This is a genomic window from Streptomyces sp. V4I8, from assembly GCF_041261225.1.
In the GTDB taxonomy this organism is placed as follows: domain Bacteria; phylum Actinomycetota; class Actinomycetes; order Streptomycetales; family Streptomycetaceae; genus Streptomyces.
On record NZ_JBGCCN010000004.1, the window covers coordinates 151414 to 176335 of the forward strand.

The following is a 24922-nucleotide window of genomic DNA, read 5'->3' on the forward strand; positions in this document are numbered from 1 at the left end:
AATGACTCCGCCCACCAACAGCGCGGCCGAGGCAGCTGTCGCCGCGAGCACCGCCTCGGTACCCGTGCCTGCCATCACGTTCGCCCCCGCGGGAGGCGAGAGGGGCTCGGACAGCGGCGAGGCGGCGGTCTGTCGCCCCTGCCCCAGCGATGAGGTCGTGGGGCTATTGGGCTGCGCGGGGGGCGGCGGAGTCGGTGTAGTGGGAGGTGCGGACGGTGAAGTCGTGGTCGTCGCGGTGTGTCGGCCTTGCCCCAGCAATGAAGACGCAGGGGTAGTGGGTGCCGAAGGCGACGGGACATTGGGGGTGCTGGGGAGTGATGGCGGCGCAGTCGTTGTCCTGGTGTACCGGTCGTGCCACGTCGAGGAGGTTCTCGTCGGTGCCGTGTGCCGGTCATGGCCCGGCGATGCGGATGTGGGAGAAGTAGCGCGCGGCTTGGCTGTCGGATTCGCGGGGGGCACAGGCGATGAGGGCCGGTGCGATGTGTGGTGTCGGCCGTGCTTGGGAGGCAAGGCATGGGAGTTGCCTGCCGGGGGCCTGGTGGATGGCTCCCCAACGCGTACTGGGTGATCGTCCATGATGGCGATCGGGGACTGCCCAGAGACCTTGTCACAGGAAACCAGGGAACCGCGGGTCTCTGCGGCGAGCGCGTTGACCATGTTGCCACAGACGTCCACTTGCACCTGGACCGGAATCTGCACCGTATTGCCCGACAGCACATCGGGCGTCGCCAGCGCGATCTCCTCCGTCGGGGAGTCGGCGTGCGCCTCGCTGCTGTACAGCGACAGGGCGCCTGTCACGGCGGCCGCCATGACCATTCCCTTGCTCAGGGTGTGTCGCACTCTCGTTTCTTCCTACTCGAAGAAAGGGATACTGGCCTCAGACCCGAAGAATGAACGGCTCGTGGCAGCATTCGAGCAGTTGCTCGACGGGCGGTGCGGTGGTCTGATGGCAGTTGGGCGCCAAGCGCCGTCACCTGCCGGGCGGTTGCACCGACCACGTCATCACACAGGCTTGCCGCCGTGCCGGAGGGGCAAGACGGTTCGTTTCCTGTGCTTCACCTGCTTTCCCTTCCCTATGTCTTTACTGCCATGGACCGTGACGGCGGAAGCCGAGCGAGCACAGCATGAATCTCTCGCGCCATGGCCTGCGGACTGTAAACGAGGCATGGACGTCTGAAGAAACCACGACCTGCCCGCTGCCGGAGAATTCACCCCTGACACTTACGCAGGCTTGACGCAAGGATCCTAAATAGGACGTGCTGATCACATCGATAAAATCAAGTGATCAGCACTTCCTCTGTAATTCAGGAAAGCTTGAACGGTGGCCTCGTGAGCTGACGCGGCGCACAGCCGCCGAAGTGCCTGCTTCGGCAAGAGCGGAGATAATCATCCTGCATCTTGCGGTACAAGACATCGCAGCGTGCCGACAGCTGCTGTGCCTTCCGGCTGCCGCACGCCGAGTTGCATGGGAGGGACCGTGCACGAGCTGTACGCACAGGCAGACGAAACGTCCGTTCGCACACTCATCTGGCATGCGCTCTGCCCTGGGGGCACCCATGTCTCCCTGTGCGGGCTGCACCTCGAACCACGGCCTGGCACAGGGGAGGAGGGGAAAGCGGGAGTCCTAGAGGCGCTCGACCGCTACTGCCCTTCTTGCATGGACGCGATACGTGCGGCGATGGCCGCCGCACACTACAGTTGATAAAGGCTCTTCACTGCGTTCACCTCGCCATGGCTGGGCGTGACGGGATTGCATGATGTGCCGAACATGAGAACCCTCTTCATTACTTCATGACAAGTCCCAGGATTCGCGGGATTGATCCCTCCGGAGGAGTGGTCAAGCCCCAGCGCATGACCGAGTTCATGCGCCACTGTTGCGGTCTTGTCCTTCTTGCTCACAGTAGGATCGGCAAATGTCGGTCTATCGAGTTTGATCGTTGCTGTAGCAGTGCAACGGGCGTCTGTACACATCTCCACAAGGCTCATTTCGCCGACCCTGTTACCGGGCAGATCGGTCATGCTGAACTTGATTCCAGGATTAATCGTGCTGAGTTGGAAGAATCCCGGCTGCTCCAGTTCAGTGGCCCATCCGGACAAGGCCCGTCGGACGACTTTCTGCACCTTTACGGGAACGTTCGGATCGAAATCGTAGGTTACGGTGGCCGGACTAAGCGTCGCGGGCGTGACATGTTGCCAGGTCGGGAACAGCGTCACGGTAGCTTGACTGGGAGTTGCTGCGGCCAGTTGAAGGGTGACCGCCAACGCCAGGGTGGCAGTGCTTGAAGGAATGACATGTCGCTTCTTCAAGGTTCTCCCTTTCTCAAGCGGAGCGATCAAGCGTGACGAACCGTGGTCCGGAGTGGCTTGAAGCAGCGTTCGGCAGTCAAGAGTGAAAATACGACCAAGTATGATGAGCGATAGCTCCAATACGGTGAGTCCCCTCCCGAGGGGAGGGGCTCCCGCATCGCTTTCAGCGACCTACTTGAAGAAATCTCCTCCAGCCGCCGGGCGGCTTCTGACCGACATTGAGTGTGGCTAACCTGTCGAGAATTTCCGGCTTCTGTACGTCCATCCAGTCCACAAACTGCCGGAACGAGACGAGGCGGATGTCGGCGCCCTTCTCCCTCTCCCGGGCGATGTGCTTCAGGGCCTGTTCGACGGCGTCCATGTAGATGCCGCCGTTCCACTGCTCGAAGTGGTTGCCTATGAACAAGGGTGCACGGTTTGTCTCGTATGCCCGCTTGAATCCCTGGATGTACGCCTGCGCCGACTGCTCACGCCAGCCCGGGTAGTTGTAGCTGGGCGCCTTCGTGGAGTTCACCGACTGGTTGGCGAGCATGTTGTAGTCCATCGACAGCACCTCGAACGAACGCCCGGGGAAAGGTATCTGCTGCAACGGCAGATCCCACAGCCCCTGCTTCTTCACCGGCCACGCCTGACGCCCGCCCGGCGAGGAGGCGTCGTAACGCCACCCGAGCTGACGGGCGGTGGGCAGCAGGCTGTCCTGACCCAGGAGACAGGGCGTGCGGCCGCCGACGAGCTCCTTGTCGTAGTCGAAGGGCAGGGAGGGCAGATCGGTCCACCCCGAATTCGTCCGCCACTCCTTGACGAAGGCCTTGGCCTGCTCGATCTCGCTGCGCCACTGCTGTGCGGTCCAGTTGCCGACGGTGCCGGCGCCACCGCAGAAATGACCGTTGAAGTGGGTGCCGATCTCATGACCGTCCAGCCACGCCTGACGGACGTGCTTCAGCGTCGCCTTGATGTGCTCGTCCGTGAGGTAGCCGATGTCGGAGGCACCGCGCGGGTTGTTCGGCGGGTCGTAGAGCCGCTTCTTCGACTCGGGCAGCAGATACAGCCCCGACAGGAAGAACGTCATGTGCGCCCCGTGCCGCTTGGCGAGTTCCAGGAAGCGCGGGAAGAGGCCGTTGCCGACCTCGCCGGCGCCGTCCCAGGAGAACACGACGAACTGCGGCGGCTCCTGACCCGGCTCCAGCGGATCTGGCCTGCCCGGCTGGTGCGGCTGCTTACCGGTGTAGGAGGTGGAGCCGTCGCCGATGGGAAGCTCGAGAGGGGCCGTGTGCTCCTTGCGAGCGTTGCCGGCGCCCGCCGACGCCGTCTCCCTCCGGGGCGAGCCGCATCCGGCGACCCCCACAGCGGCTGCACAACCCACCCCGAGGCCGATCAACCTCCTCCGGCTGACACTGGCACCTTGCATTCCATCCCCGTCCTCTTGTCATCTCGCGGGTACACAGACAGACGGCCCAGAGGATGAGGAATTACGCGGGATACGCCGGATGGGGCCTTGAAAGCCGCAGCGCACACCTGGCAAGCGCGACACATGCTGGCAGCCATGCCGCCGCATGGACATGCCGAATGCGGGAGTGTGACGACAGCGTTTGACGACGATGACGCCACGATGGGTGAACTTCTGGCGACGCACGGACGTACGTAGGCAACGCGAGACCTCCGAGCCAAAAGAAGGAGCCCGGGTCAACAATCTGGAGAAGACCGCCCCGTACTGCCCGTGCACTGCATGCCAACGACCGGAGTCTGCGCCCCCTCAACGCGCTGAGCGCACCCTCCCTGTTGAACAGCACGACAACGCGCTCTGCACCATCCCCCTCGACAGCGTCACCATCTTTGGTGACCGACCCTCGTACGGGCGAGTTCTGAGACGCTCTGAAGTGAGGGAGAGAAAGGGACGTTGTTCGCGCTGCGACGAGCCCAGTGGTCTGCCAAGGACCCGCCCGTCGGATCGTGCCGTGCATTTTCAGCCAACCTGTGTGCGCTCCGAACTGTATGAACGGGCCCTACCTGGGGCGGCATTGTGGCCAATAAGGAGTAGCTGTCGACTTATCGGAGAGACCGCCCCAGACAGCTGACACGCCACCGCATCTCTTATATCCAATCTTCACCAAATCATCCAGTATGCCCCGTAATCAACGCAGTTGTGTGACGCGGCACTCCAAAAGGGGTAATCTGGGCCGACGTAGGGAGTGTGGCGGAACTGGCAGACGCGCCGGATTCAAGTCCCGGTGTCTTCGGGCGTGAGGGTTCGAGTCCCTCCACTCCTACAACCGCTTCCTGTAGGGCTGTTCGGCCAGGAGTCCGACTGGACAGCTCTACAGGAAGCGGAATCGAATCTGTTGAGCAGTCGCCGAGTAGGCGCGGCTCCTCGTTCGATTTTCGTGGTGAATGGTTGTAGTCACGAGTGCGGCTGCTTTACGCACCCCTTGGCAGACCTTTGATCTACACACCGACACGGCGCATCCGTCTCGGACCCGGTGTCCCTTACGAGCCTGCGCGATTTTCTGACCAATCTGCATCGCTTCCGAGGCTCAGGTGCGTGCGCTTCTTCTTGAATTTACGTTCGAGCGCGAAAGCCTCGCTGGAGGGACGTGCAAGATCTGGGGTGAATATTCCACATCCAGAGCATGCGGGACGGCAACAGGAACAGCCGGCGCCGCAGTGAGGGCGAAAATAGGTTCTTCGCATATGCCCCACGCGATGACCGTGACGGCTCCTCTTGGAGCAGTCAACTTTCGCCCCCAGACCTTATACATACTCCGTCCGGTGCCGGGCACGCTACCGGCAGCATGCGCCAGAGTGCACAGTTGCAGGGCCATGCCGCAGTACGATAGGCAAGTGCCGTAATCCGGTTGTCTGAATTTGAAGGAAGGGTCCGCGCCCTAGCGGCAGGTCCGAGGAAATCTCGAGGGCCGTATGTACTCGATACGGTGAACTTGGTCCGTACCCCGTGGATTGCAGCCCGAGGAGACGTGCCAGCGCGGTAGGTTGATGTCTACTCAATTTTCCATGCGACTCGCAGGGGGAAACGTTGGAGAGCACGACGCACCGGGGCCCGGACCGGCGCCCAGGTTTGACAGCTGGGGAAATTGCCCATCTGTCAGGTGCAGTCACGCGGCCGACGGTTGCTTCGGTAGCGGCAACCGCAGGGGTACCTGGACATACAGTCCGCAGGGGGATCTCTCGAGAGAACGGTCAACGCATGGCAACTGCCATGGCTGTAGGACTGTTGACCGAACGGTCTGCAAGGAGCATCGCAGAAGATCCGCAAGCCGTCATCAGAGCCGCGCAAGAGCTACAGGCCCTGGTCTGGGAGATCATGCGCGCAAGATTTGAAGAGGCGACTGCCGAACGAGCAGCCATCGCCTAGCAATGGGAACACCGGCCCGCCGTACCTCGACCAAGAAGCTGCCGGGCCGGTGCCAACAGATAGTCCGTCGGTCGAATAGTTATCCACCGGATGGAGGACCCGTGTTCGATTCTGGGCCCCTAAACGATGACGAACGCACTGCAGGGAGAGAATACACATGTCTGCGGCAATTCGAGGGAACCGACGCGTAAGCCTCAACCTCGTGCCTGCGGAATGCCCCAGTGGCGGGGACTCCCCACCTGACTTGACAGCGGTTCCGGGGTCCTCCGGTTGGTGGTACGCGATTCCTGCGGGCGGGCTGGGGGGCGGTGTCTGGAATTGGCTCCGAGATCACAAGAGCCCAGTCCTGTCCTGGTGCCCAGAAGTCCTCGCCAGACTCACCATGCTCGACGCCTACGGCATTTGCCAAAAGCAATACTATGTCGTCCGGGTCCAGACACAGCTAGCCCTGATTCATGATCAGGACCTGCCGCAGGGCACGGGCTGGGGCCAATTCACCCACGTTGATCTGTGGGAGGCTCTCTCCTACAAGGATCTCTTGGCCGAAATCGTCCGTGACCAGGCTAAGCGGCTGCCCCAGATCGTTTGCCGGGAGGGCTCCCAGTGAGCGGTGAAGTCTCTTGGGACCTCAATATGCCAGCGGCATTGAGCACTAGGCATACGCCTGACACCGATCGACAGGAGCTCCTTCGTAGGAGCCGGGAGAGCGTCGGATGGAAAGGCAGCGCACAGCTCAACCAGCGCAGCGGTACCGCGTTGGAACATGCGCAAGGAGCGCGGGCAGTGCAAGAGATGCGCGACCCCGACGAAGGACCTCCTGGCCGGCTCGTCATCGGTTCAGCCGGTTGGTGCTACGAAGCCTTCGATGACCACGGCACTGTCTGGAAGGCGAACCGTGGCAAGGGGGGCGGATGGGATGTCGTCCTGGACTGGGCACCATACGTCTCCGAACGCCTGGTGCTCATCGGTGAAGACGGCAAGTCGGCTGGTCGCTATTACACGATCACCATCGGCGCCGACACCCTCACCAAGAGCCTCTCGGACTTGCGTACTGCTGATGGCTGGAACGACTTCAGTGACGACAGCGGTGCAGCCTCGCGAGCTATTCGTGAGGTCCTGATCAACATCATTACCGATCAGGGCAAGCGGCTGCCCCGCACGCCCGTCGTCGCTCACACCGGATGGCACCATCTGCCCGACGTCGGCTTGACCTACGTATACGCGGACGGCCGCACCTATCCCAAGGGGCGCTTCGCTCGGGTCATCGGCGCGCCCGAACCCATCCGAAGGGCTGCTGCCCCACTCGACCGGACTGCCGACGATGCGGAGTGCCGTCGCGCGGTGCGTGATGTCGCTGACCACGGGTGGGCCTCGTTGATGGCGTTGGCGGTCGGGGCACGATCCATCGCCTATTCGCTGCGTCCAGTCCCCGCCGCGTTCCTTCTCGACGCAGCTCCCAACTCAGGGAAGACGTCGGCGGCCCACACCGCTCGCAGTCTCCTCCTCACGCCGCAGCCCCATGCGTGGCCGCCCGTTCCGACCAAGGGCATGAGCAGCACCGCCACAGACATCGAATGCGCGCTCGACTTCGAAGGAGACATGCCGACGCTGCTCGATGACATCCCCCTCACTCGGGCCTCGTCCTCCGCGCAAGTACGTGAGATGGAAAAGAAGCTTGAGCTAGTCATCCGAGCGGCAGGCAACGCCACAGAGATCAAGGGCCGACGTAACCGCGACCTGACTGCCAGGCCTGCTAACCGGGTCCGGTCCATCCCCGTGATCGCCGCTCAGATGCTCCCTCCCAACATGCAGGAGTCCTTGTATCGCCGCTCGGTCGTCGTCTACCTCTCGCGGGACGGCGGCGAGGTCGACTGGCGCTGGTACAAGACTGGAGGTGGCCAAAGCCTCACGGTCCCCATCCGGACGATCGGCGACAGGATCATCGCTCACTTGCATGCCTTGAGCGATGCGGACAAGTATCTGGAAGATCTTGAGGAGCAGGCATTCGCCGAGCTCATTCCCCACGTAGAGGCCGTTCTGCCAGAGCGAGGGGACACGATGGACGGTGTCATCACGGCCGCAGCGGCAATGCTGGCGGGACTGGGTTTGATCGCAGCCGTCACGGACATGAGGACCTCCGACCTGATCAGCGTTGTGGCTCCGCCGCTTGCCGGCTCACTGGCCCGGCAAGCGGCAAGGATGGATGCACAGAGCACTGCTCAGGACGGGATTGCCACAGCTGTCGGTGAGGTCCTGCGCAGGGCCTTCTCTCGCGGACGCCTGCACATCCGAGACGAGAAGGGCATGATCCGTCCCGCCGTGTCGGGACAGGTCGAGCAGGATCAAGGCCTGACTTCGAAGCGTGACGGAAGCGGATGGGAAGGCAAGGGGCCTGCCGCCTACTGGCTTCCTCAGCGCGGGCCGGCCCTGGGCATTACGACCAAGAACCTCAACATGCTGCTCAAGGAGAGCGGAGACCGTCGTGTGAACTGCTACGTCGACCGGACACTGCCCGACGTGCTGCTTCAAGCCGGCGCGATCCTGCGCAACAACAGTCAAAAGGACCGTGTCGCGTCGCATCGCATCCGAGTTGGTGCGGAGAACCTTCGACTACTGCTTCTGAAGCCGGACTTGATCTGGGACTTCTAGCGGCGGAGGTCGGAACACAGCCGCCCAGCCGCCCAGCCGCCATCGGTGCGTGCCGGATGCCCGCTGCAGGTCTGACACCTGCAGCGGGCGACACGCATCCCCTTGCCGACGAGCGGTTGGTCCAGTCGGACCTTGCCTGCCATGGCACTTGATCGAGTGATGTGCCCTGGCATGTGTTACTCCTGTCAGCCGGAGGAGTCCCGCTGGAGATCCGCCAGGGCACGCGCGTCGTGGTGTCGCTGGACGCTGAAATGATCGCCCGGTGTCCGCTGGGCAAGATCCTGAGCAAGGCTGTGAGCAAAGTCGCCAGGGCCAGTGAGCGGGGCGACGGCTTCGGTGTAGTCCAGTAACTGCTGCAGAGCATGCAGTTCGCTTCTTAGGATGGGCATGAAGAGCACACGGTCGTCTCCAGAAAGAAGCTCCTTGATCACGCGTTCGCGAAAGGCATTGCCCTGCGCCTCACGCAACCTGTGTTCATAGTTGATGTGGGCGATCGGGCTGTGTTGCGATCCTGGGGCGTACCGCTTGAGGTGTGCAGCCAACTGAACCAGCTGATCGCATGACGTCCGGTAGGAGGGGCGGGCCTCACTGCCGGCTGTGTCCGGGGCAATTCGAACATCTGCGACGAAGGCAGCCACTCGGTCGGCGGTGGGCAGCAAACCCGCGTGGAACCAGCGAGTCGAGACAACGCAGGCATTACTGCTGCTTGCCTCGTGGATGGTGCGGTAGCACCAACCCGATGTCCCGACCCAATGAAGGAAGGACTCCGCGCTCCCCGTGACACTTTGCTGAAATGTCCTGTTGAAGTGGATGCTTCCTTCCACGTCATCCCTGCCAACCTCGGCACCATCGAATGCCGAGTACGCATAGATGGAGCTGACTTGTAGTCCGTCTTCAAGGAGACGTTCCGCGACGGCTGCCATGTAGTGCCCCACACCGGATTCCAGCTCGCAGTTTAGGTCCTTCCAAGTGGGACTATGCGCGGCCATCTCCTTCATGTAACCCCTCCTAGGTAGTGTGCTCAATCGATGATCTTGGGTGCTCTTGCTAACGGAGTATCAGGATCCCGGGAAGAAACCTGACGCTGAGGGGAAGGAGGCAGCCGTACCCCATGATGGATGGAGCCGAAAGAGGGACTGATCGCGCTTGCGTCGGCAAGCGTCTCATCGGTAACCGCGCAGGGCCAGAGTTGGTGAACATGGCTCGGCGAAGGGGCCTTGGCCCACTGCATACGTCGGCTGTGGCGTCTGGGGGCGATCGTCCAGAACCTGTATTGCGCTCGGAGTGGAGCAGCAATCAACTTCTTGACCCGGGTGGTCTGTGCGGGAGCGTTGACGTCCCCGGCCTGCGATCTGGATGTGCGACGGTACTGGGCTCGTAAGGCATGAAGTGCCGCAGCGCCGGTCACCGATGTTGGATCCATCGGAGCGCAAGTCTTCCCCCTCGAACGATTATCTGTGCAACCCCTCGGCTGGTCGGGCGGGCAGGCGTCGTGGATTGATGCAGGCACCGGCCAGCTTGCTCGCTCCCTCGTGATGCGCATGGATCCAGCGCAACCCAGGACTGCACGACAGGTCGGCTTCGAATCCATCATGCAGCGTCGCATGCACTCGTAGCGAATTGAACAACGCTTAGACGACACGGCAGTTACGGGACAACCGCTCGATATTTCTTGAGTTCTCCTGAAGATCATGAGTATCCCAGTCATTGACTTATCGTCAAACAGGAGTTGTTACTGCAGGCAGGTAGATCCGGCAGTCGGAGGTCGTTCCGCGCGACTGGTGAGGCTGGTCGCCAAAGAAGCAGGAACTGAGAGTTCCGCTTTGCTTCAGCGTCTTGATCCTTTGATGCGTTCTGTATTCGTGCAGCGCACTCTCCGACACGCAGGTTGGTGTACACGTCGGCGCCTTCGGGCATCGAGCGAGAGCACAGGACATCTCGATGGCAGCGGACCAACCAGTGGGGGAGGGAACTGGATCGACGTGCGTAAGTCCGGCTTACTGGCCGAGCTGGCAGAAGTCGGGAAGCCGCTGAGGCATTCCCCCACTCGCACTCGCCCTCCTTCGCCTCCCCTGGAACAACAACTTCAGTGTCAGGTCCGAGGGTTGGGGGCTCTATCGGGCATCCCCTCGCTAGAAGCGACCGCCGGTGACCTGGCCCGGATTGCCACAGCCCGCGGTGGTCTCGATAGTGCACCAGACCCAACTCGCGGCATCCACACCCCAGGCATCTGCGATCATGTCGACCAGTAGCAAGCCGCGGCCATGTTCGGCGAGCAAGCTGGGAGATCGGGCCAGCAGCCTATGTGTCGGGCCGCCTCGCACTTCGATCCGCACCTCACTGGATGTGCGTGAAATCCGCACGTCAACCTGGTGACCGGTTCCGTGCTGGATCGCGTTGGTGACCAGTTCGCTCAGCAGCAGCAGCGCGGTATCGACGTACTGTTCAAGACCCCAGCGTTGCAGTTCCGCGCTACCGATCTGTCGGCACTCGCCGACCCGCATACGGTCTCTGTCAGCGGGACCACCGGTTTGCTCAGTGTGCGTGCGTTCAAAGCTGAGTGCGACGCCGGCATACAAGTCCCGGCCCGGAGCGGGAAGCAGAACCTTCCTGATCTCTTTAGACGCAACGGAAGACAATGCCTGTCGCCTCCTCGCCGGGCATACGGAGCTGGCTTCTGCCCCTCCATAGAGCCGTTGGTCGTGCGAGGGCCCAGTAAAGGCTCTGCACGGAGCATGGTGTGGGTAGCCAACCACCGGACAGAATTGAGGAAGGCACCGAGACCCGTTTGGTGGGCCATGCGGTTGCTGGCATAATCCGTGCTCGGCACCAGCTCGGAGAGAGAATGAACCACGGGTTGGACACCTGGTCAGGACTGTTGCCAGAATCAGGCCGTTCCGCCAGAGCGTCATAGCATGACGCGCGGCACAACATGTCGTGCCAAGGCTGCGCCCTCGTGGCTTGTTCCCCTGTACGCCAGCTTGATGGTCCGGTCTCCAGCAGCCACTCGGCGGTCTGATCACCCGGTGCTCGCTGCTCAGTAACCGTCACCAAGACCCCCAGGACGGGGACACAGGGCTTGGTACACGTTTCTCAACGTGTCCTTTTTGGACTGAGCCGGAGTCAGTCGAGGCCTGCTCGCGGTGACATGAGTGGTTGATGCCGCAGGGCCGAGTCTCGGCAAGCAGCGATCGTGCTGCTTGAGCCAACCGGCCATGTTCCGTACCCGGTCGGCAGCTCTTGAACGGGGGTTCGCTACCGCCCAATGTTGGAGTGCTGACCTCTCGTAGTGCGACTCGCCCCGCCTGGCTCGGAGAGGAAGCAGTCCGTGTACTGCTGCTCCAAAGCCCTGTACCGCAACGACGGACGCTGCGGACGAACATAACTGGCCACGCTGCGACTGCAGATGAATGCCCGACATCTAGAGCTCCCAGGGACAGCAGCGAAGAGACTACTCAACATAAGCAGCTTCTACAGGGGAATGTATCGCTCTTCAACAGAAAAGCTCGGCATGTCCGGCGAAATCCACAAACACGTCGAACTAACGTTCCATCATGAGACAGGAAGGCCAAAAATGGACGGACCGTACTGACGCAAGCTGTTTTGCTCAGTAGCTGGTTGAGGCAGCAGTGGTGAAGCGCCTTCGCATCGGTCGGATTGCTGTTGATCGACAGGCGATAAGGATCTTGTTCCGGGGCCTGGGAAGACTCGTACTGCATGAGCGACTGTCTGTTCAAGACGCTGATCAGCGGGACATTGCTGAGTATGACCAGGCGTCCTTCCGCGCCCGGAAAGCGGTGTGGCCGACAGGAGGGGGCGTGTAGGGCAGTCCGGTAAGGGCCAACAACGAGAGCGTGGTGCCCAGGCCATCGACACCCGTGGCCCAGCTCCACGTCGGGCCGGCAGGTCAGCAGAGCCTGCTGGTCTGCGCTCTCACATGAGGCATCACGGCAGACCGAGACAGGCGTGTGCCTGCGAGTGCGATGCGCCATCTCGCACCCTCCCAGCGACAGTTCCGGCGCAGGAATGGATCACAGGGCGTTTGAGGCCCCAGACCCAGCCTTCGATGGATGCGCCTCCCCATGAGCTGTTGGTCGACGAAGATTTTTCTCCAGATGACTTGGGGCGGCACGCCTCGGCCTTCGTAGTGGGCGAAGCAGGTGCGCCAGGGACCGGTGCCCAGCACTGGACCTCGGAGCAGGCCGGGCATCCGCCTGGGGTTCTCGGCGGAGGAATTCAAGCACCGTCGTGTGGCAAGTAGGAGGGTCGCCCGCCAACTTGGGCCCATTCGAAAACGCCAGCTGACGTCGGCGTGGGACGGACGGTCGAAGCCGGGCTTTTCCCGGACGGCGGGGCTCGGGTTCCTGAAGGGAAGTAGCGCGAGCGACGGTTTCGGACGAACGACTTCCTCTTGTGAAGGCGGTCCGAACGCACCCCGAACATCGGTCTCCGTCATTACTGTCTGCGGGTGATCTTCCTCACCCATGCGAGGGGGCGAGGTACGGCAGCGGCTCTGCGGTGTTTTGAAGGCGCGGCGAGCGTAGTGGCGGCAGCGACCAAGGGCCAGCGATCTGGAAGTTGCTTGGTAGCTGCGGCACAGACGCGAAATATGCAGGTCACAAGGGTCTCCGCCATGTCGCAGCGACTGAAACAACAGCGGTTCCGCATATGAGGGTTTCTGTCTGTGCCTGTGCGCGTTATATATGGCGATCCTTAGTCGCTTTGGTCGCTGCACAGGTTGGAAAGCATCTGTGACCTGGGCCTTCAAGCCCGTGTGGGAGGTAACTGCCGTGGAGAGACTGGTCTCTGCGTCCGCTTCGAGTCGCTGAAACACAGATTGCCGGTCGTATTATCGGCCCGACTGGGCCGTTGTGGTCTCGATTCCCGCGACTCCGCCACGCCTTCGCTAATCTGCATCCGTTGTTGAGTCGCTTCGGTCGCTGATAGAGGGACTACATGCCAGCTGAGCTGCCTTTTTCTCCCAGCGACTCACGGAACCAACCGCCGTGTGTTTCAGTCGCTGCTCCCGATCCATTGCAGATCGCCAGATGGTGCGCACGACAAGGCTGGCCTGTCCATCCCCTTGCGCCTGGCCGGAAGACCCCGGCTGCCAACTGCTCCGCCTGTAGACAGCCATCGCACACAGCGGTGGGATGCACCTGCCGGTTAGCCGGCCGCTGGTGTCACGGCTTCCACGCTGCCACCCTCGACCTACAGCGCATTGAGGACTGGTGGGGCAGAAAGCCCGGATTCGGCGTGGGGGTGGCCTGTGGCCCTGCCCGGCTGGTGGTCATTGACGTTGACGCCCATGCCACTCGGCCTCCAGAGCGCGACCGCCTGCTACCGGGAATCCCGGTCGGAGACCAGGTGGACCTCACCGGCTTGCAGAATGGATTCCACACGCTGGCCGTCCTTGCGGCACTGCGCAACCAGCCGAGTCCCGCCGAAGATGCCGGCACCCTGCGTGTGCGCACCCCCTCCGGGGGGCTGCATATCTGGTACAAGAAAAGCGACTTGCGCCGCTGGCAGTGTTCCACGGGCTCCAGTGCGGGGCGCGCATTCGCCTGGCAGGTTGACGTGCGCGCGCACGGCGGTTACATCATCGCCCCGGGAGTAAGAACCCGTGCCGGTGTCTATACCCCCTTGGAGGGCGCAGCTGAGCCAGGTCTCCTGCCGTCATGGCTTGCCCAGGAACTCGAACGTACCGGTCACCTGAGTGCCCCGCCCACGCCCGCACATCGTCCCGTTCCTCCGCGTGCGTACCAGGCCATCTCGGCCGCGACTGGTAAGGACGGCCGTCTGCAGAAGACCCTCGGTTCCCTGCTCGCCGATGTTGCTGCCTGCGGTCAGGTCGCTGAAGGCGCGGGCTTCTCGAGCCGTCTCAACCGCGCCGCCTACACGATCGGCGGGATCGTAGCGAGTGGACTCATGTCGTGGAACATTGCGGAGCGTGTCTTACATGATGTGGCGGAAGCTGCCCGGCCTGGTCAAAAGCGTCGTGCCGAACAGATCATCCGAAGTGGCCTGACTGCCGGGGCGCAGCGCCCCCTGTACCTTGGGAGACGCCCGTGACAGCCCCCGGCAATGAGAACGTCCTGTTCGGCTTCAACCCACAGGCAGTCGCCGCCCAAATCCTTGCCCAGACTCCTATGTCCCCGCCCGCCAGCGGGCACAAACTCGTGGCTGGCCAGGCAAGCGCGAACGGGTTGCTACCGGACACGCTCACTGACCGCGGCATGGCCAAGCTCTTCGTCAGGCTGTACGCCAGTGACTACCAGCACGTGCCCGGCCTCGGCTGGTACCGGTGGGATGGCATTCGCTGGCAGATCGACGAAGACGACACCGTGCTGTGGGCGGCAGGCGACCTTGCCGAGAACATCGCCCTCACAGATCCCCGCGGCGTGTACAACCCACAGGCCCTGCAGCAGCACCGCCGGCGTGCATTGTCCACGTCTGGCATCAATGCCATGCTCACGCAGGCCAAATCCGCACCTGGCATGGTGCTGAACGCCGCACTCCTGGATGCCGACCCCTACGCCCTATGCACCCCCGAGGGGATTGTCGATCTGCGTACCGGTCTGGTGAAGACCCCTGATCCGACGAAGGATTTCCACTCGCGTTCCACGACAGTTGGGCCGCAAGAGGTTCCTACCCCGCGTTGGCAGCGATTCTTGGCCGATACGTTCGGCGACGACGCCGATGGGGGGGAAATGATCCGGTTCTTGCAGCTGCTGCTCGGCTATTCTGTCACTGGTGACGTCGGCGGTCAGGTCATGCCCTTCCTTTTCGGAGCCGGCAAGAACGGAAAATCTGTCCTGCTGGACGTACTCATGAAGCTCCTCGGTGATTACGCTGACGCCGCTCCGCCAGGCTTCCTCATGGCTCGCTCCTATGAGGGCCACCCGACCGATCTGGCAGAACTGCACGGTCGACGCGTCATCGTGTGTTCCGAGGTCAAACCGGGTGACAAGTTCGATGAAGCTCGCGTCAAGCTTCTTACTGGCGGGGACCGTATCAAGGCCCGTCGCATGCGACAGGATTTCTTCAGTTTTGAACCCACACACAAACTCTGGCTGCTGGGTAATCATCAGCCAGAGGTCGGAACCGGAGGCTTTGCTTTCTGGCGACGCATGCGGCTCATCCCCTTCGAACGGGTTGTCTCCGACGACCGCAAGATCGACAATCTGGCCGACATCCTTGTCACCGAGGAGGGCCCAGGCATTCTTAAGTGGCTTATCGACGGTGCCCGCCGCTACCTGGGTGGTGATCGAGACCTCACCGGACCCGAACGTGTTCGCATCGCAACCACGGCATACGCCGAGACCGAAGACCATACGGGCCGCTTCTTCGACGAATGCTGTACTCAGGGTCCTGAGTACAGGGTCGAACAAGCTAGCCTCTATGCGGCCTATAGGACGTGGTGCGAAAATGAGGGAGCCACGGCCATCTCCTCCAGGGCCTTCGCTCAACGGGCGCGTGAACTGGCTGGGCTCGCTTCGCCCAAGGAGATGATCCATTCCAACTCGCGCAAATATTACCCGGGCGTTGGACTGCTCGCCGCTGAGGAGAAGGTATGAGTTCCCTTATCACCCAAGACGAAATCAGTGACGAGACGGCCCTCGTGTGGCTTGAGGACGTCAGTCACCTCGACTATGTACGCCAAAGCCTCGACCGGCTTCCCACCCGTCAGGGGCGGCCCGCCTACCACCGAGCCGGCCGGATGGTGGGATACGCCCAGCTCGATCCGAGAGCGAAACCATCCCGATCCTCCGGAACATTTCGCCGCCGAGTCTTCTGGTTGCTGCCTCACGACCGGGACAGTGTTCCGCACGGCCTCTATGCCATCGGGGCCCCTGCCGAAGCCATTGACCCTCGAACGCTTGCGCCTGGAAACAAGGGCCGTAAGACGGAGCGGTCTGAAGGTGGGCCTCCGTCGTCAGCGATGCGAGAACTGGGAATAACGCTGCCCCTCTAGGGCTGTGGGGCGTCATCGACGCCTGGCGCTCCAGACCGAGTCGGGAGATGCAGGATCCCCTCTGTGCAGGGCGCGGGGACATCGCATTCCCCGATGGATCGGTCCGTTCCAGTCCTCATGAAACTGGCGGCCCAAAACAAGGGACGCACCCCGTTCCACTGTCCTGGCCGCTGGTTCTTGCAACAAGCTCACACCAGCCGCGGCGTCAACCGCAGATAGAGGTTTCAGGTACATACCAAGGACGACGCAGCTTCCGGGATCTCAAGCATCTCCACCGTAGTCGGACCGGCTGTGTAGTAGGCCCTCACGACGCCAGCCCGCGAGAGCTTCTCGACACAACGTGGGCAGGGACGCGCCAACATTGGAACATGGGCCGCGTTAACACGTGCCACGAATACCGTGCTGACCGGCGCTCCCCTGGCGCGGCGGAGCGCTGCGTGCTCTGCGTGGAAGGTACTGTTTCGGTGATCAATGGATGGTGAATTCCGATATCTATTGGGACTCGCTACGACGACACGGCTGCCGGCCACGAGGACGGCACCCATCCTGTGGCGACATTGTGATCGAACAGCTTGCTGAATAGCTAGGTGGATCAAATTCATCGTTCCTTGTGACTTGACGAGGCACCCCGACCTGTGCCGGCAGGAACCTCGCCAAGCTGCAGTGAGAGAATCCGTCAGACGGAAGACGAGGCGTGATCCCGGGCTTGAGGCGTTGTGCGAAGCGCCTAGGGCTTGTTGTGAAAGTGCTGGTCACAGCCACTCGTTGATGGCTGCGACCAGCACCGTCGCTTCGGGCACGTCCCGCCAGGGAGCACCGGTCCGGGTCCGCCACCGTATGCCGTCTATCAGCTGCCGCCGCGTCCACACCTGCGGCCGACCCGGCTTGATGCCCGTCGGCAGCAGAGGCTCCAGCCGGGCCCATTGGCCGTTCGTCAGATCCCCACGTCCCACAAGACGTGATCACCGACGAACAAGATTCACTTTCGCAACAGACCCTAAGCGAGGGAACCCCGTCGTACTGGTGAGCGCTGGCGAGCCATTTCTGTCATCCCTACCAGAGACGCCTCGAACTCGGCGGAGCTTGAGAATTCGTCGTTTGCTGCCGAAGACGGAGGAACCATTCCATCTGCCATCGCGAGAGCAATTTCCGTGATCCGCTTGCTCGCCTTTCCGTCGCCGTATGGACATGGCCGAGAGGCAAGAACGCTTGTCAGGTTCGTGTTTGCGAGAATGCGAACAATTTCTTCGGCGATTTCATGCCTGTAGCGCACCCGAACGGCGAAACCGGCTGCAATCGACTCAGGACGCTCCGTGTTCCGTCTGATCACGATCAATGGCCGCTTGATGATCGTGCATTCTTCCTGAATTCCGCCAGAATCGGATACGAGCAAGCTTGCCTGACTGGCGAGAGAAAGGAAGGTTGCGTGATCGATCGAAGGAATGCAGCGAAGACGTTCCAGACGATCGCTCAACCCAAAAGCCTGAGCACTCTGGGACGTACGTGGGTGAACAGGGAAAACTACCGGGAGAGGGGAACTTGCAAGCGCGTCGAGAATTTCACATAGACGTTCCGGATCGTCTGTATTCTCCGGGCGATGAACCGTCGCAACGATGAACTGACTTGCCCTGAGCCCGAGCTTCTCAAGCAACATGCGGGCCGTCTGGGGGTCAGGTAGGGACTCTTGCGTTGCTTCTACGATGGTGTTCCCCGTTACGCGAATCCTGTGCGAAGAAACACCTTCAGAAACAAGGTTCGCAGCGTTCCATGGCGTTGGCGCGCAATGCACATCCGCGAGAACCGATACCAGTCGGCGATTGATTTCCTCCGGCATCGTTCTATCGTTGGAACGAAGGCCTGCTTCGACGTGCAGGACAGGAATACCGCAGCAGCTTGCTGCCTGCGCTCCCGATAACGTTGCGTTTGTGTCACCCTGGACAATGACCAACTTTGGATTCGTGCGTCGAAAGAATTCGGCTAACTGAAACATAGCCTGCGAAACCTGAATGCTACGGTGCGCAGCACTGATACCGGTGAGTCGCAGATCGGGACGCGGCAAATTGAACGCTTGGAAGAAATTGTCGGACAATTCTTCGTCGTAGTGCTGGCCAGTATAGATAACCGTGGCACGACTTCCTAGGTTCCGAATCACTCCTGCCAATTTGATGATCTCCGGACGAGTGCCCAGCACCACGGAAATGTCGCTTCTTGCGTTCATGAATTGATCAGCGCCCCAAAGAAGACCGAAATCTGGCTATGCCATATTGAATGAGAGACGGACGTCATGCATGCAGGAGATCATTCAGTTCCATAATTTCCTGATAGAGAGTCTTGCACGCACTGCATGCGTCGAGGTGCAGCATCATCTCGGTAGAACCACATTCGCCTAGTCGGCCTCGGGAGTAAGCGGCGAGGCGCCCTACATAGTATGAGCACTGGCCGGAATACCGTTGATGGTCCAGATGAACCGTAAGATAGGCCTGTCGAAGGCCTTCTTTCGCTCTGTATGCCAGGGCGGCAACACTGTTGGGGCTGATACCCATCGTGTCTGCAATTGCCGCTGGCTGTTGAGAGTTCACGATGGTGCACCACAGCACCGTCCGCCACCTGTCCGGGAGGGAGGCAAGAGCCTTCAATGCCAGACCGTGTTCATACTTCTTGAGGGCTTCATTCCCTGCGGACGCGGCACATTCTGCCTCATAAATGCTTACGTCTGGAACGGAAACATTCCTACCCGAGCTCCTACCGCATTCGACCACTACGTTTCGTAGAACCTTCAGCAGGTAACTTCGAAACGACGTTGAAGGCCCACCGCCAGCCTTAAGAGCTTGCAGCACTCGAAGAAATGCCTCCGCTACGAAGTCTTGCGCCATATAGGAGTCATCAGCATGCATGGATGCCAGTCTGAATGCAGCATTCCGGTGTCGATTGAAAAGTTCGGCGAAAGCGTCAGTGTTACCATTCCGAACTAATTGTGACAACTCCTGGTCGCTGAGTTCCGCCCCCTTGGGATTGGCATCCCGACAACCGGGCCGCCCAACTGGCGACACTTGGCGACTGGTCGAGTAGGACAAAACGGCTCCTGGGTGAGGACTCGTCACGAAAATTCTCTCGTTTGGCTTGGGGCTGGACGTGGCAAATAGCACATAGGCGCTGAGCCGTTCAGCTCTGGATGAGTCGAGGGAGACCAAAGAGGGAGGAGCCTCACCGCTGGTTAGCGCCTCAGCAGCGGACGTATATCAGGGAACCCAATCCGCTTCAGATCAGCGGACTGAGATAGACCGGTACGACCCGTGCGCGACCACTTGAACAGGGCAGCAACAGGAGGCCCTCAGCAGTGTGTTGACCGGTATATATGTGCGGTGCTGGACTTCATGAACACGATATTTCTTCCGACGTCGCTGTCACGAAAACAGGTTCCGATTCTGAACCGGCCCTCTTCGCACAGGGGCAGAGTGCTCCCACGTTCGCTCATAGAGCCAGGAAGAACGCCAGGAGCATAAGAATGCGACGGCGTGATCTATGACTCTGCGGTGCTTCTGTACCGGCGGACGCAAGTTGATCTGTGAACTAGGAGAGCTTGTCCGATGCCCCGTTGTAAGACTCCTTATCAGACGCACCTCTGATCCAGGCTCAAACGGAGGAAGGGCTCACCGGGACACAGGCGTTTTGTCTTCTCCTAACCGGACGATCAGGTGGCGACAAGCGAACGGATGCAGAGGAAGATGGCGCTTGACACCACCGAACGGATCACCGTCAACTCGCTGGTGAGGACCGACCTTTCTTCAACCACGGCCGCTGGAAGGATCCGTTGGCCTTCTGGAACCTGGCCCTGACGGCTACTGCGGGCAGCCATCGCATGGCATGGACGGCGGGAGAAGCCAACAGCTCGGCGGATCCCACGTCATCGAGGAGCAAACTCGTATCGCTACCCTCCAGTGGTCGCTGTAGGGAGGCCACCTCTTTATAGGTCCTTGAGCTCCACCTTCGGCTCATCCACGCCGTGTGTTGAGCAGAAGATGCCACATCTAGAGGAAGGAGACTTCGGATCATCCTGGAGCGTCAACCTTGCTCGGGAGCACACTGAGCAGTCCGGTCGGCGAGCCTGGACGAGTCCTGTAGGCGCGCCAGTCGACAGGACCACAGGAGCTGAAATCTCTTGGGCAGGCCGGCGGCCCTTCCCGGGTGTCGGCGCATCGAATCCTTGGTGAGACGTCCTCCATCCGCCTGAGATCTGAACCCGATCAGTTGCAACCCGCGTCGCTACCCAAGTAAGAGGAGTACGCCTGGTCAGGTGGTGCATGGCACAACCCAGCCGGACGTGCCGGTGAAAATCGGTGATCTTCCTCGCGACTGCGCATCCAGTCGCTTGCGATGGACTCGCCATGCACCATCAAAGACGCCTTGACCAGACGTACCTGACTGGCTCCGATCCTGGCGGCCGGCCGACATGCCGCCACGTCTCTCTATTTTCTGCCCTGCTATCAGAGAAAACTGCATCGCGAATATGTAGCGATCAGCGTTCGCGCTCATGGCCCTGGCGGGAGCCTCTTGCAGAACCGGCGCTGGATGCTGACCTCTTCAGCTTATGAATCGTCGAATCGACCGGACTGTGCTGCCACCTCAGCAAAGCCTGCACACACAAGGGGTACCATTGGCTCGCGAGCTCGACCTGCTACGGCATCCGCCGATGGTCTACCGGCGTTGTGGATTCAGCGGTCTTCACGTATCGGCCCTTGCCGTTGGCCTCCCATGGAGTACAAACGACAAGGGACAAGCCGGAATTCATAGGGTGCTCGTGCAGCGAGCCCTCGATCTCGGCATCACACACTTCGACGTTCCCGCTTCCTGGGCGGCAACGACTGGTGGGTCGGGTAAACAGATGCAGGGTGCCCTCGCGAACCTGCGCCGGCATCGTGACGATGTCGTGCTTGCTGCGCACATTGGCTTCGGAGCTCGGCGGCAGCAATCTGTAGGGTTTGGATCTCGGAAGGTACTTCTGTCCTCGTTGCACGCCGTACTGCGAGGGCTTTCCCTGGAGTACGTAGACATCCTGTATTCGGATCGATACGATCCGAATACCCCACTTGAAGAGACGATGGGAGCCTTGGCCTCCGCAGTTAGACAGGGAAAGGCCCTCTATGTAGGTCTGGCTGGGTACGCTCCCGCAATGGCCCGAAGAGCTGTCGAGATCCTTTCTGACATCGGAATCCCTCCGATTGTTTGCCAGGCCCCGTTTTCCGTCCTCAACCCTTGGGCCGAGGACGCCCTGCTGGACATTCTCGACTCATACAGAGTCAGTTTCGTAGCAGATAATCCATTGGCCAGCGGGGAGCTTGACTGGACGGTTCAATCGGACGAAGACAAAGACTATGGACAACGGCCATGGATGCCTCGCGCGCGGTCTGTCACCAACAACTTGTCCGTGCTCGCAGAAGCCCGCAACCAGAATCTTTCTCAGCTCGCTCTCAGCTGGGTTCTACACAACTGCCGCGTTTCCTCAGCAGTCATTACTCCCCGAACCGTCAGTCAGTTGGAAGATCTATGCGCCGCTGTAGGTCACACATCGTTCACCGCTGTGGAACTCGAGACGATCACTGAGCTTCTTCGAGCTGGCCACCGACCAGGGGACGGTCCATGACGCGCAACGAGCGAGGCCCCCGAGCTGTTGATCGAGATGTCTGACGTCTCAACCACGTTGCTCGGGGGCCTCGTTGGTGATCTATCCTGCCGCCGTCGACCTGCCGCATGCGCTCGTGGAGTGGGTGACCATGCTCGTCGTCACCCGTGAGGGCGACCGGCGCTGCAAGCTCCGTGCTGCAGTCTGGTCAGTACGGACCTCCTGATCTGATGCGTGGGCGACTATGAGCGGGACCCCGCGAAGCCTTCGGCCGCAGGGCGGGCATGATGATTGCCGGTGTGGTAATAGATCCAGGCCGACGTATATCATTCTTACTCCCCCAGTAACGTGTGGGACGAGAAGGCTGTGGCTTGACTGCATGTAGCCCATTGACAGGACGACCTGAACACATGTCTGGCGTGTCGGATACATATCAGATGTAACTCCAGGGTGTATCTGTGTTAGAGCTCACAGAAGAGATACGATGCCTCATGCACGCCCTGCGTACTCGGTGTCTTTCGAAGGAGTGGGGAACGCAGAGCTGCAGGTCGATTACACCGAGAAACTTGCATTCACGACTTCGCCTCGCGCGATGGGCTGACTTTCTTCAGCGGGCAGGATCATCGATTCGTCTGTACCTCGCTGATGTCTCTCTCAGCAGCCTTCGAACGGAAAGCTTACCGTGATCATGAATCTCTTCGTCTCGGTCTTAGTGATCTGGGCCGTGCTCCTGGGAAGTTTCTGTGCATACGTGGGGCTTGCGTATGCGATTGCAACACGAAAGGAGAAGGCAGAGAGGACCAGGCATGTCATAGAGCCTCGGCGAACGACCACGCGTACGGTTTCGCCATCCGAGTACTCCACTGCTATGTCGGTCCCTACCCAACGAACGTCCTCTCGCAGCGAGGCGTGAGGGGCGAAATCCCCTGTTGTGGTCCTTGGGCACATGAGCACCCGCCGCCGGCTGCTCGCCGATCTGTGGATGACGTGGGCATACAAGTCCTCAGACATGCTGAAAGAGATGGCCTGGAGTGTCTGCCGTCGGCAGTAAGGAGCGAGGTCGACCGCTTCTCCGCCGAGGTCTGCCTGCGCGTTCGTACCTGAAACTTCGGCCCGTAGAGTCGTACAACCCGAAGAGCGTAAAGACTGGAGAGTTTACCGGCTTCCGCCATGCGGGACAGCTACATTGCAGGTGCTTGTTGCCGCGGCGTAATCGCTCGCGCGATCGAGCGCTGCAAAGGCCTGGGATATGGGTTTTTAGCTGACACTCAACCCGTCGACACTCCTACTTGGTGAGAACTATGGCCCTGACACTTGCCCGCCCAAGTTCGACACCGTCCGAGCCGAGCGATGGCACCGATGACGCGGCCCGAGTCCTTCACGTCGTGGCTTCGAACGACCGCAGTACGGCTGCAGCGCTCAGGGACTACGTGGCCTCTACCGGCCATCTGGAGCATTGGGTGCTCGCTGGGAAGGATTCATTGAGCTCGCTGACGCTGCCATCTGGTGTGCGATCGATTCACATTGTCTCGCTGCCCGATGGAGTACGTGCCAGGCTGCGTGCTATTTCCGAGACCTTTACCAAGGTAAGACCGATCCGCGTTCACGCACATTCGTTTGAGGCCGGAGCTTATGTCCGCCTTGTGTGCGCCGTCCCGACCAAGTCAATTGTCTACAGTCCGCACTGCTACACGTTTGAACGCAGGGATATCTCTGCTGGGGCGCGAGCCCTCAACGCCTTCGTCGAATACCTGCTTGCGCCCCGTGCCGCTGCGGTAGCGGCTTGCAGCCTACGTGAGCTGCATCTAGCCGCGAGGCTTCACCGAACAGGTCAACTTGTGCATGTGCCCCATGTCCCGTCCAACAGCTCGTTTGAGTCCACGGAGGCACCGCCGTTGGGGCAAGCAGGGAGAATCGTTGCTGCCATAGGGCCGCTCACCGCCCAGCGGGACCCTGAGTTCTTCGTGCGTACGTTAGCAGCGGCCGACCCTGGTGCTTCGTGGATCTGGATTGGCGACGGGGAGCCTCGCTACAGACGTCTCCTCGAGGATGCGGGGGTGTGCGTCACAGGGCACTTGCCACGCAAGAACATGATCCGGCTGCTGCGTACTGCCGACGTATATGTGCACACCGCAGCTTGGGAGGGGAGCTGTGACATGCTGCTTGAGGCGGCTGCCACCGGCCTGCCCATCGCAGCCCGTTCGATCCCTGCCCTACGGGCCTTGAGGATCGCCGGCCTGGCACAAACACCGGAGGCTCTGGCCGACACTGTGATGCGTATGCTTCGGTCCCCGGCTGATCGGAGAATTCAATGCGAAAGTTTCCGACGCGCCTTTCGAATCAATAGTCGGGCGATCCAGTCGGACAGGTTGTGCGAGCTGTATGGTCGCAAAAGGCGAAATAGCTGAGCTGCCGGCGCAGAGCGCTACGTGAAGGCGACGTGGCAGGTACCTCTTACCAGGAAGGAGTAAGAGGCACCTGATCACCCCACCGGTGCAGCGAATGATGCTGTGTGACTTGGTGTGGCGGCCGGGGGAGCTGGCAAGTCTCCCACTGCTGTATGACCAACGGAACGCCCACGCGAAGCGTGCCTCTCCAGAGTCAGGTTAATTGCTCTGGGAGGCGGTCGTAATAGCAGGGGCCGCCCAGGAAAGGCATGCAGATCTATATGGGTATAAGAACCCCTTTCGCTGTTTCACGTATGTGGGTAGCCCTGCACTTGCCAGCAGACACTCGGGTGGGATGGTCGAAGCGATATTGGCCTCGAGCCGAGGTGCGCTACTGGGCGCAGTGATCAAACGAGCTACCGTGCTGGATGTGTCAATTGAACGGCGAACCTGCTATCCAAGCCCACTCGATATCGCAGTGTAGGCGATTACGGGCAGGGCTTTTCTCGCTGGGTTGCCGAAGTCATGTATACACACCCAGCGTCTTTCGTGCAACTGAGTGAGTCGAACATGTAGTCACGCGACCATCGCATTTAAGCTTCCCGTGCGGATAG

Annotated in this window: 15 protein-coding genes, 1 tRNA gene and 3 pseudogenes; 9 read left to right on the forward strand and 10 right to left on the reverse strand. The window is 60.9% G+C overall.

All coding sequences use genetic code 11. From position 1 onward, the window contains the following. Positions 1–163 precede the first annotated feature (163 nt). From ABIE67_RS49845 to ABIE67_RS49860, 4 genes and pseudogenes are all read right to left on the reverse strand, one after another. Entirely contained in the window at positions 164–358 is a 195-nt protein-coding gene (locus ABIE67_RS49845; protein WP_370271219.1) for a hypothetical protein, read from the reverse strand. Between the two features lie 290 nt (positions 359–648). Then, a pseudogene (locus ABIE67_RS49850) lies at positions 649–816 on the reverse strand (chaplin); the annotation flags it as partial. Between the two features lie 876 nt (positions 817–1692). Further along, positions 1693–2307, reverse strand: coding sequence for a hypothetical protein (locus tag ABIE67_RS49855; protein ID WP_370271089.1), 615 nt, complete (start codon positions 2305–2307; stop codon positions 1693–1695). Positions 2308–2470: 163 nt separating this feature from the next. Further along, complete coding sequence (locus ABIE67_RS49860; protein WP_370271090.1) at positions 2471–3652, reverse strand: hypothetical protein; 1182 nt, start codon at positions 3650–3652, stop codon at positions 2471–2473. A gap of 840 nt (positions 3653–4492) precedes the next feature. Here ABIE67_RS49860 and ABIE67_RS49865 point away from each other — a divergent pair. The 3 genes from ABIE67_RS49865 (at position 4493) to ABIE67_RS49875 (ending at position 8326) form a co-directional block, all read left to right on the forward strand. Beyond that, positions 4493–4574, forward strand: a tRNA-Leu gene (locus tag ABIE67_RS49865). 1485 nt (positions 4575–6059) lie between these two features. Then, the gene (locus tag ABIE67_RS49870) at positions 6060–6284 is read left to right on the forward strand and encodes a hypothetical protein (protein WP_370271092.1); all 225 of its coding nucleotides are present in this window, start codon (positions 6060–6062) and stop codon (positions 6282–6284) included. Positions 6285–6460: 176 nt separating this feature from the next. Next, positions 6461–8326, forward strand: a complete 1866-nt coding sequence (locus ABIE67_RS49875) for a hypothetical protein (protein ID WP_370271093.1) — start codon at positions 6461–6463, stop codon at positions 8324–8326. Positions 8327–8511: 185 nt separating this feature from the next. On the opposite strand, the gene ABIE67_RS49880 is transcribed toward ABIE67_RS49875, so the two are convergent. Together ABIE67_RS49880 and ABIE67_RS49885 are read right to left on the reverse strand one after the other, a co-directional pair. Beyond that, positions 8512–9324 (reverse strand): hypothetical protein, encoded by an 813-nt coding sequence (locus ABIE67_RS49880; RefSeq protein ID WP_370271094.1) that lies wholly within the window; start codon positions 9322–9324, stop codon positions 8512–8514. A 1134-nt stretch (positions 9325–10458) separates the two neighbouring features. Beyond that, complete coding sequence (locus tag ABIE67_RS49885; RefSeq protein ID WP_370271096.1) at positions 10459–10830, reverse strand: ATP-binding protein; 372 nt, start codon at positions 10828–10830, stop codon at positions 10459–10461. Between the two features lie 2452 nt (positions 10831–13282). On the opposite strand from ABIE67_RS49885, the gene ABIE67_RS49890 reads away from it, so the two are divergent. From ABIE67_RS49890 to ABIE67_RS49900, 3 genes are all read left to right on the forward strand, one after another. Continuing rightward, positions 13283–14398, forward strand: a complete 1116-nt coding sequence (locus ABIE67_RS49890; RefSeq protein WP_370271097.1) for a bifunctional DNA primase/polymerase — start codon at positions 13283–13285, stop codon at positions 14396–14398. 77 nt (positions 14399–14475) lie between these two features. Continuing rightward, positions 14476–15903 (forward strand): phage/plasmid primase, P4 family, encoded by a 1428-nt coding sequence (locus tag ABIE67_RS49895; protein ID WP_370271204.1) that lies wholly within the window; start codon positions 14476–14478, stop codon positions 15901–15903. After that, positions 15900–16301 carry a DUF6009 family protein gene (locus ABIE67_RS49900; RefSeq protein WP_370271098.1) on the forward strand — a complete coding sequence of 134 codons (402 nt, stop codon included), beginning with the start codon at positions 15900–15902 and terminating at the stop codon, positions 16299–16301. Before ABIE67_RS49895 ends, ABIE67_RS49900 begins: the two co-directional genes overlap by 4 nt. Positions 16302–16525: 224 nt before the next feature. Here the strand turns inward: ABIE67_RS49900 and ABIE67_RS49905 are convergent, their stop codons facing one another. The 4 genes and pseudogenes from ABIE67_RS49905 to ABIE67_RS49920 form a co-directional block, all read right to left on the reverse strand. Then, on the reverse strand, positions 16526–16903 hold the full coding sequence (locus ABIE67_RS49905) for a hypothetical protein (RefSeq protein ID WP_370271100.1): 378 nt from the start codon (positions 16901–16903) through the stop codon (positions 16526–16528). 192 nt (positions 16904–17095) lie between these two features. Beyond that, positions 17096–17254, reverse strand: a pseudogene (locus ABIE67_RS49910) (transposase); the annotation flags it as partial. A 44-nt stretch (positions 17255–17298) separates the two neighbouring features. Continuing rightward, positions 17299–18519 (reverse strand): non-hydrolyzing UDP-N-acetylglucosamine 2-epimerase, encoded by a 1221-nt coding sequence (gene wecB / locus ABIE67_RS49915; protein ID WP_370271101.1) that lies wholly within the window; start codon positions 18517–18519, stop codon positions 17299–17301. A 64-nt stretch (positions 18520–18583) separates the two neighbouring features. After that, positions 18584–19447, reverse strand: coding sequence for an RNA polymerase sigma factor (locus ABIE67_RS49920; protein WP_370271205.1), 864 nt, complete (start codon positions 19445–19447; stop codon positions 18584–18586). A 1544-nt stretch (positions 19448–20991) separates the two neighbouring features. On the opposite strand from ABIE67_RS49920, the gene ABIE67_RS49925 reads away from it, so the two are divergent. From ABIE67_RS49925 to ABIE67_RS49935, 3 genes and pseudogenes are all read left to right on the forward strand, one after another. Further along, entirely contained in the window at positions 20992–21942 is a 951-nt protein-coding gene (locus ABIE67_RS49925; protein WP_370271206.1) for an aldo/keto reductase, read from the forward strand. Between the two features lie 73 nt (positions 21943–22015). After that, positions 22016–22114: pseudogene (locus tag ABIE67_RS49930) on the forward strand (IS5/IS1182 family transposase); the annotation flags it as partial. 1108 nt (positions 22115–23222) lie between these two features. Beyond that, positions 23223–24329 carry a glycosyltransferase gene (locus ABIE67_RS49935; protein ID WP_370271102.1) on the forward strand — a complete coding sequence of 369 codons (1107 nt, stop codon included), beginning with the start codon at positions 23223–23225 and terminating at the stop codon, positions 24327–24329. Positions 24330–24922: the final 593 nt, after the last annotated feature.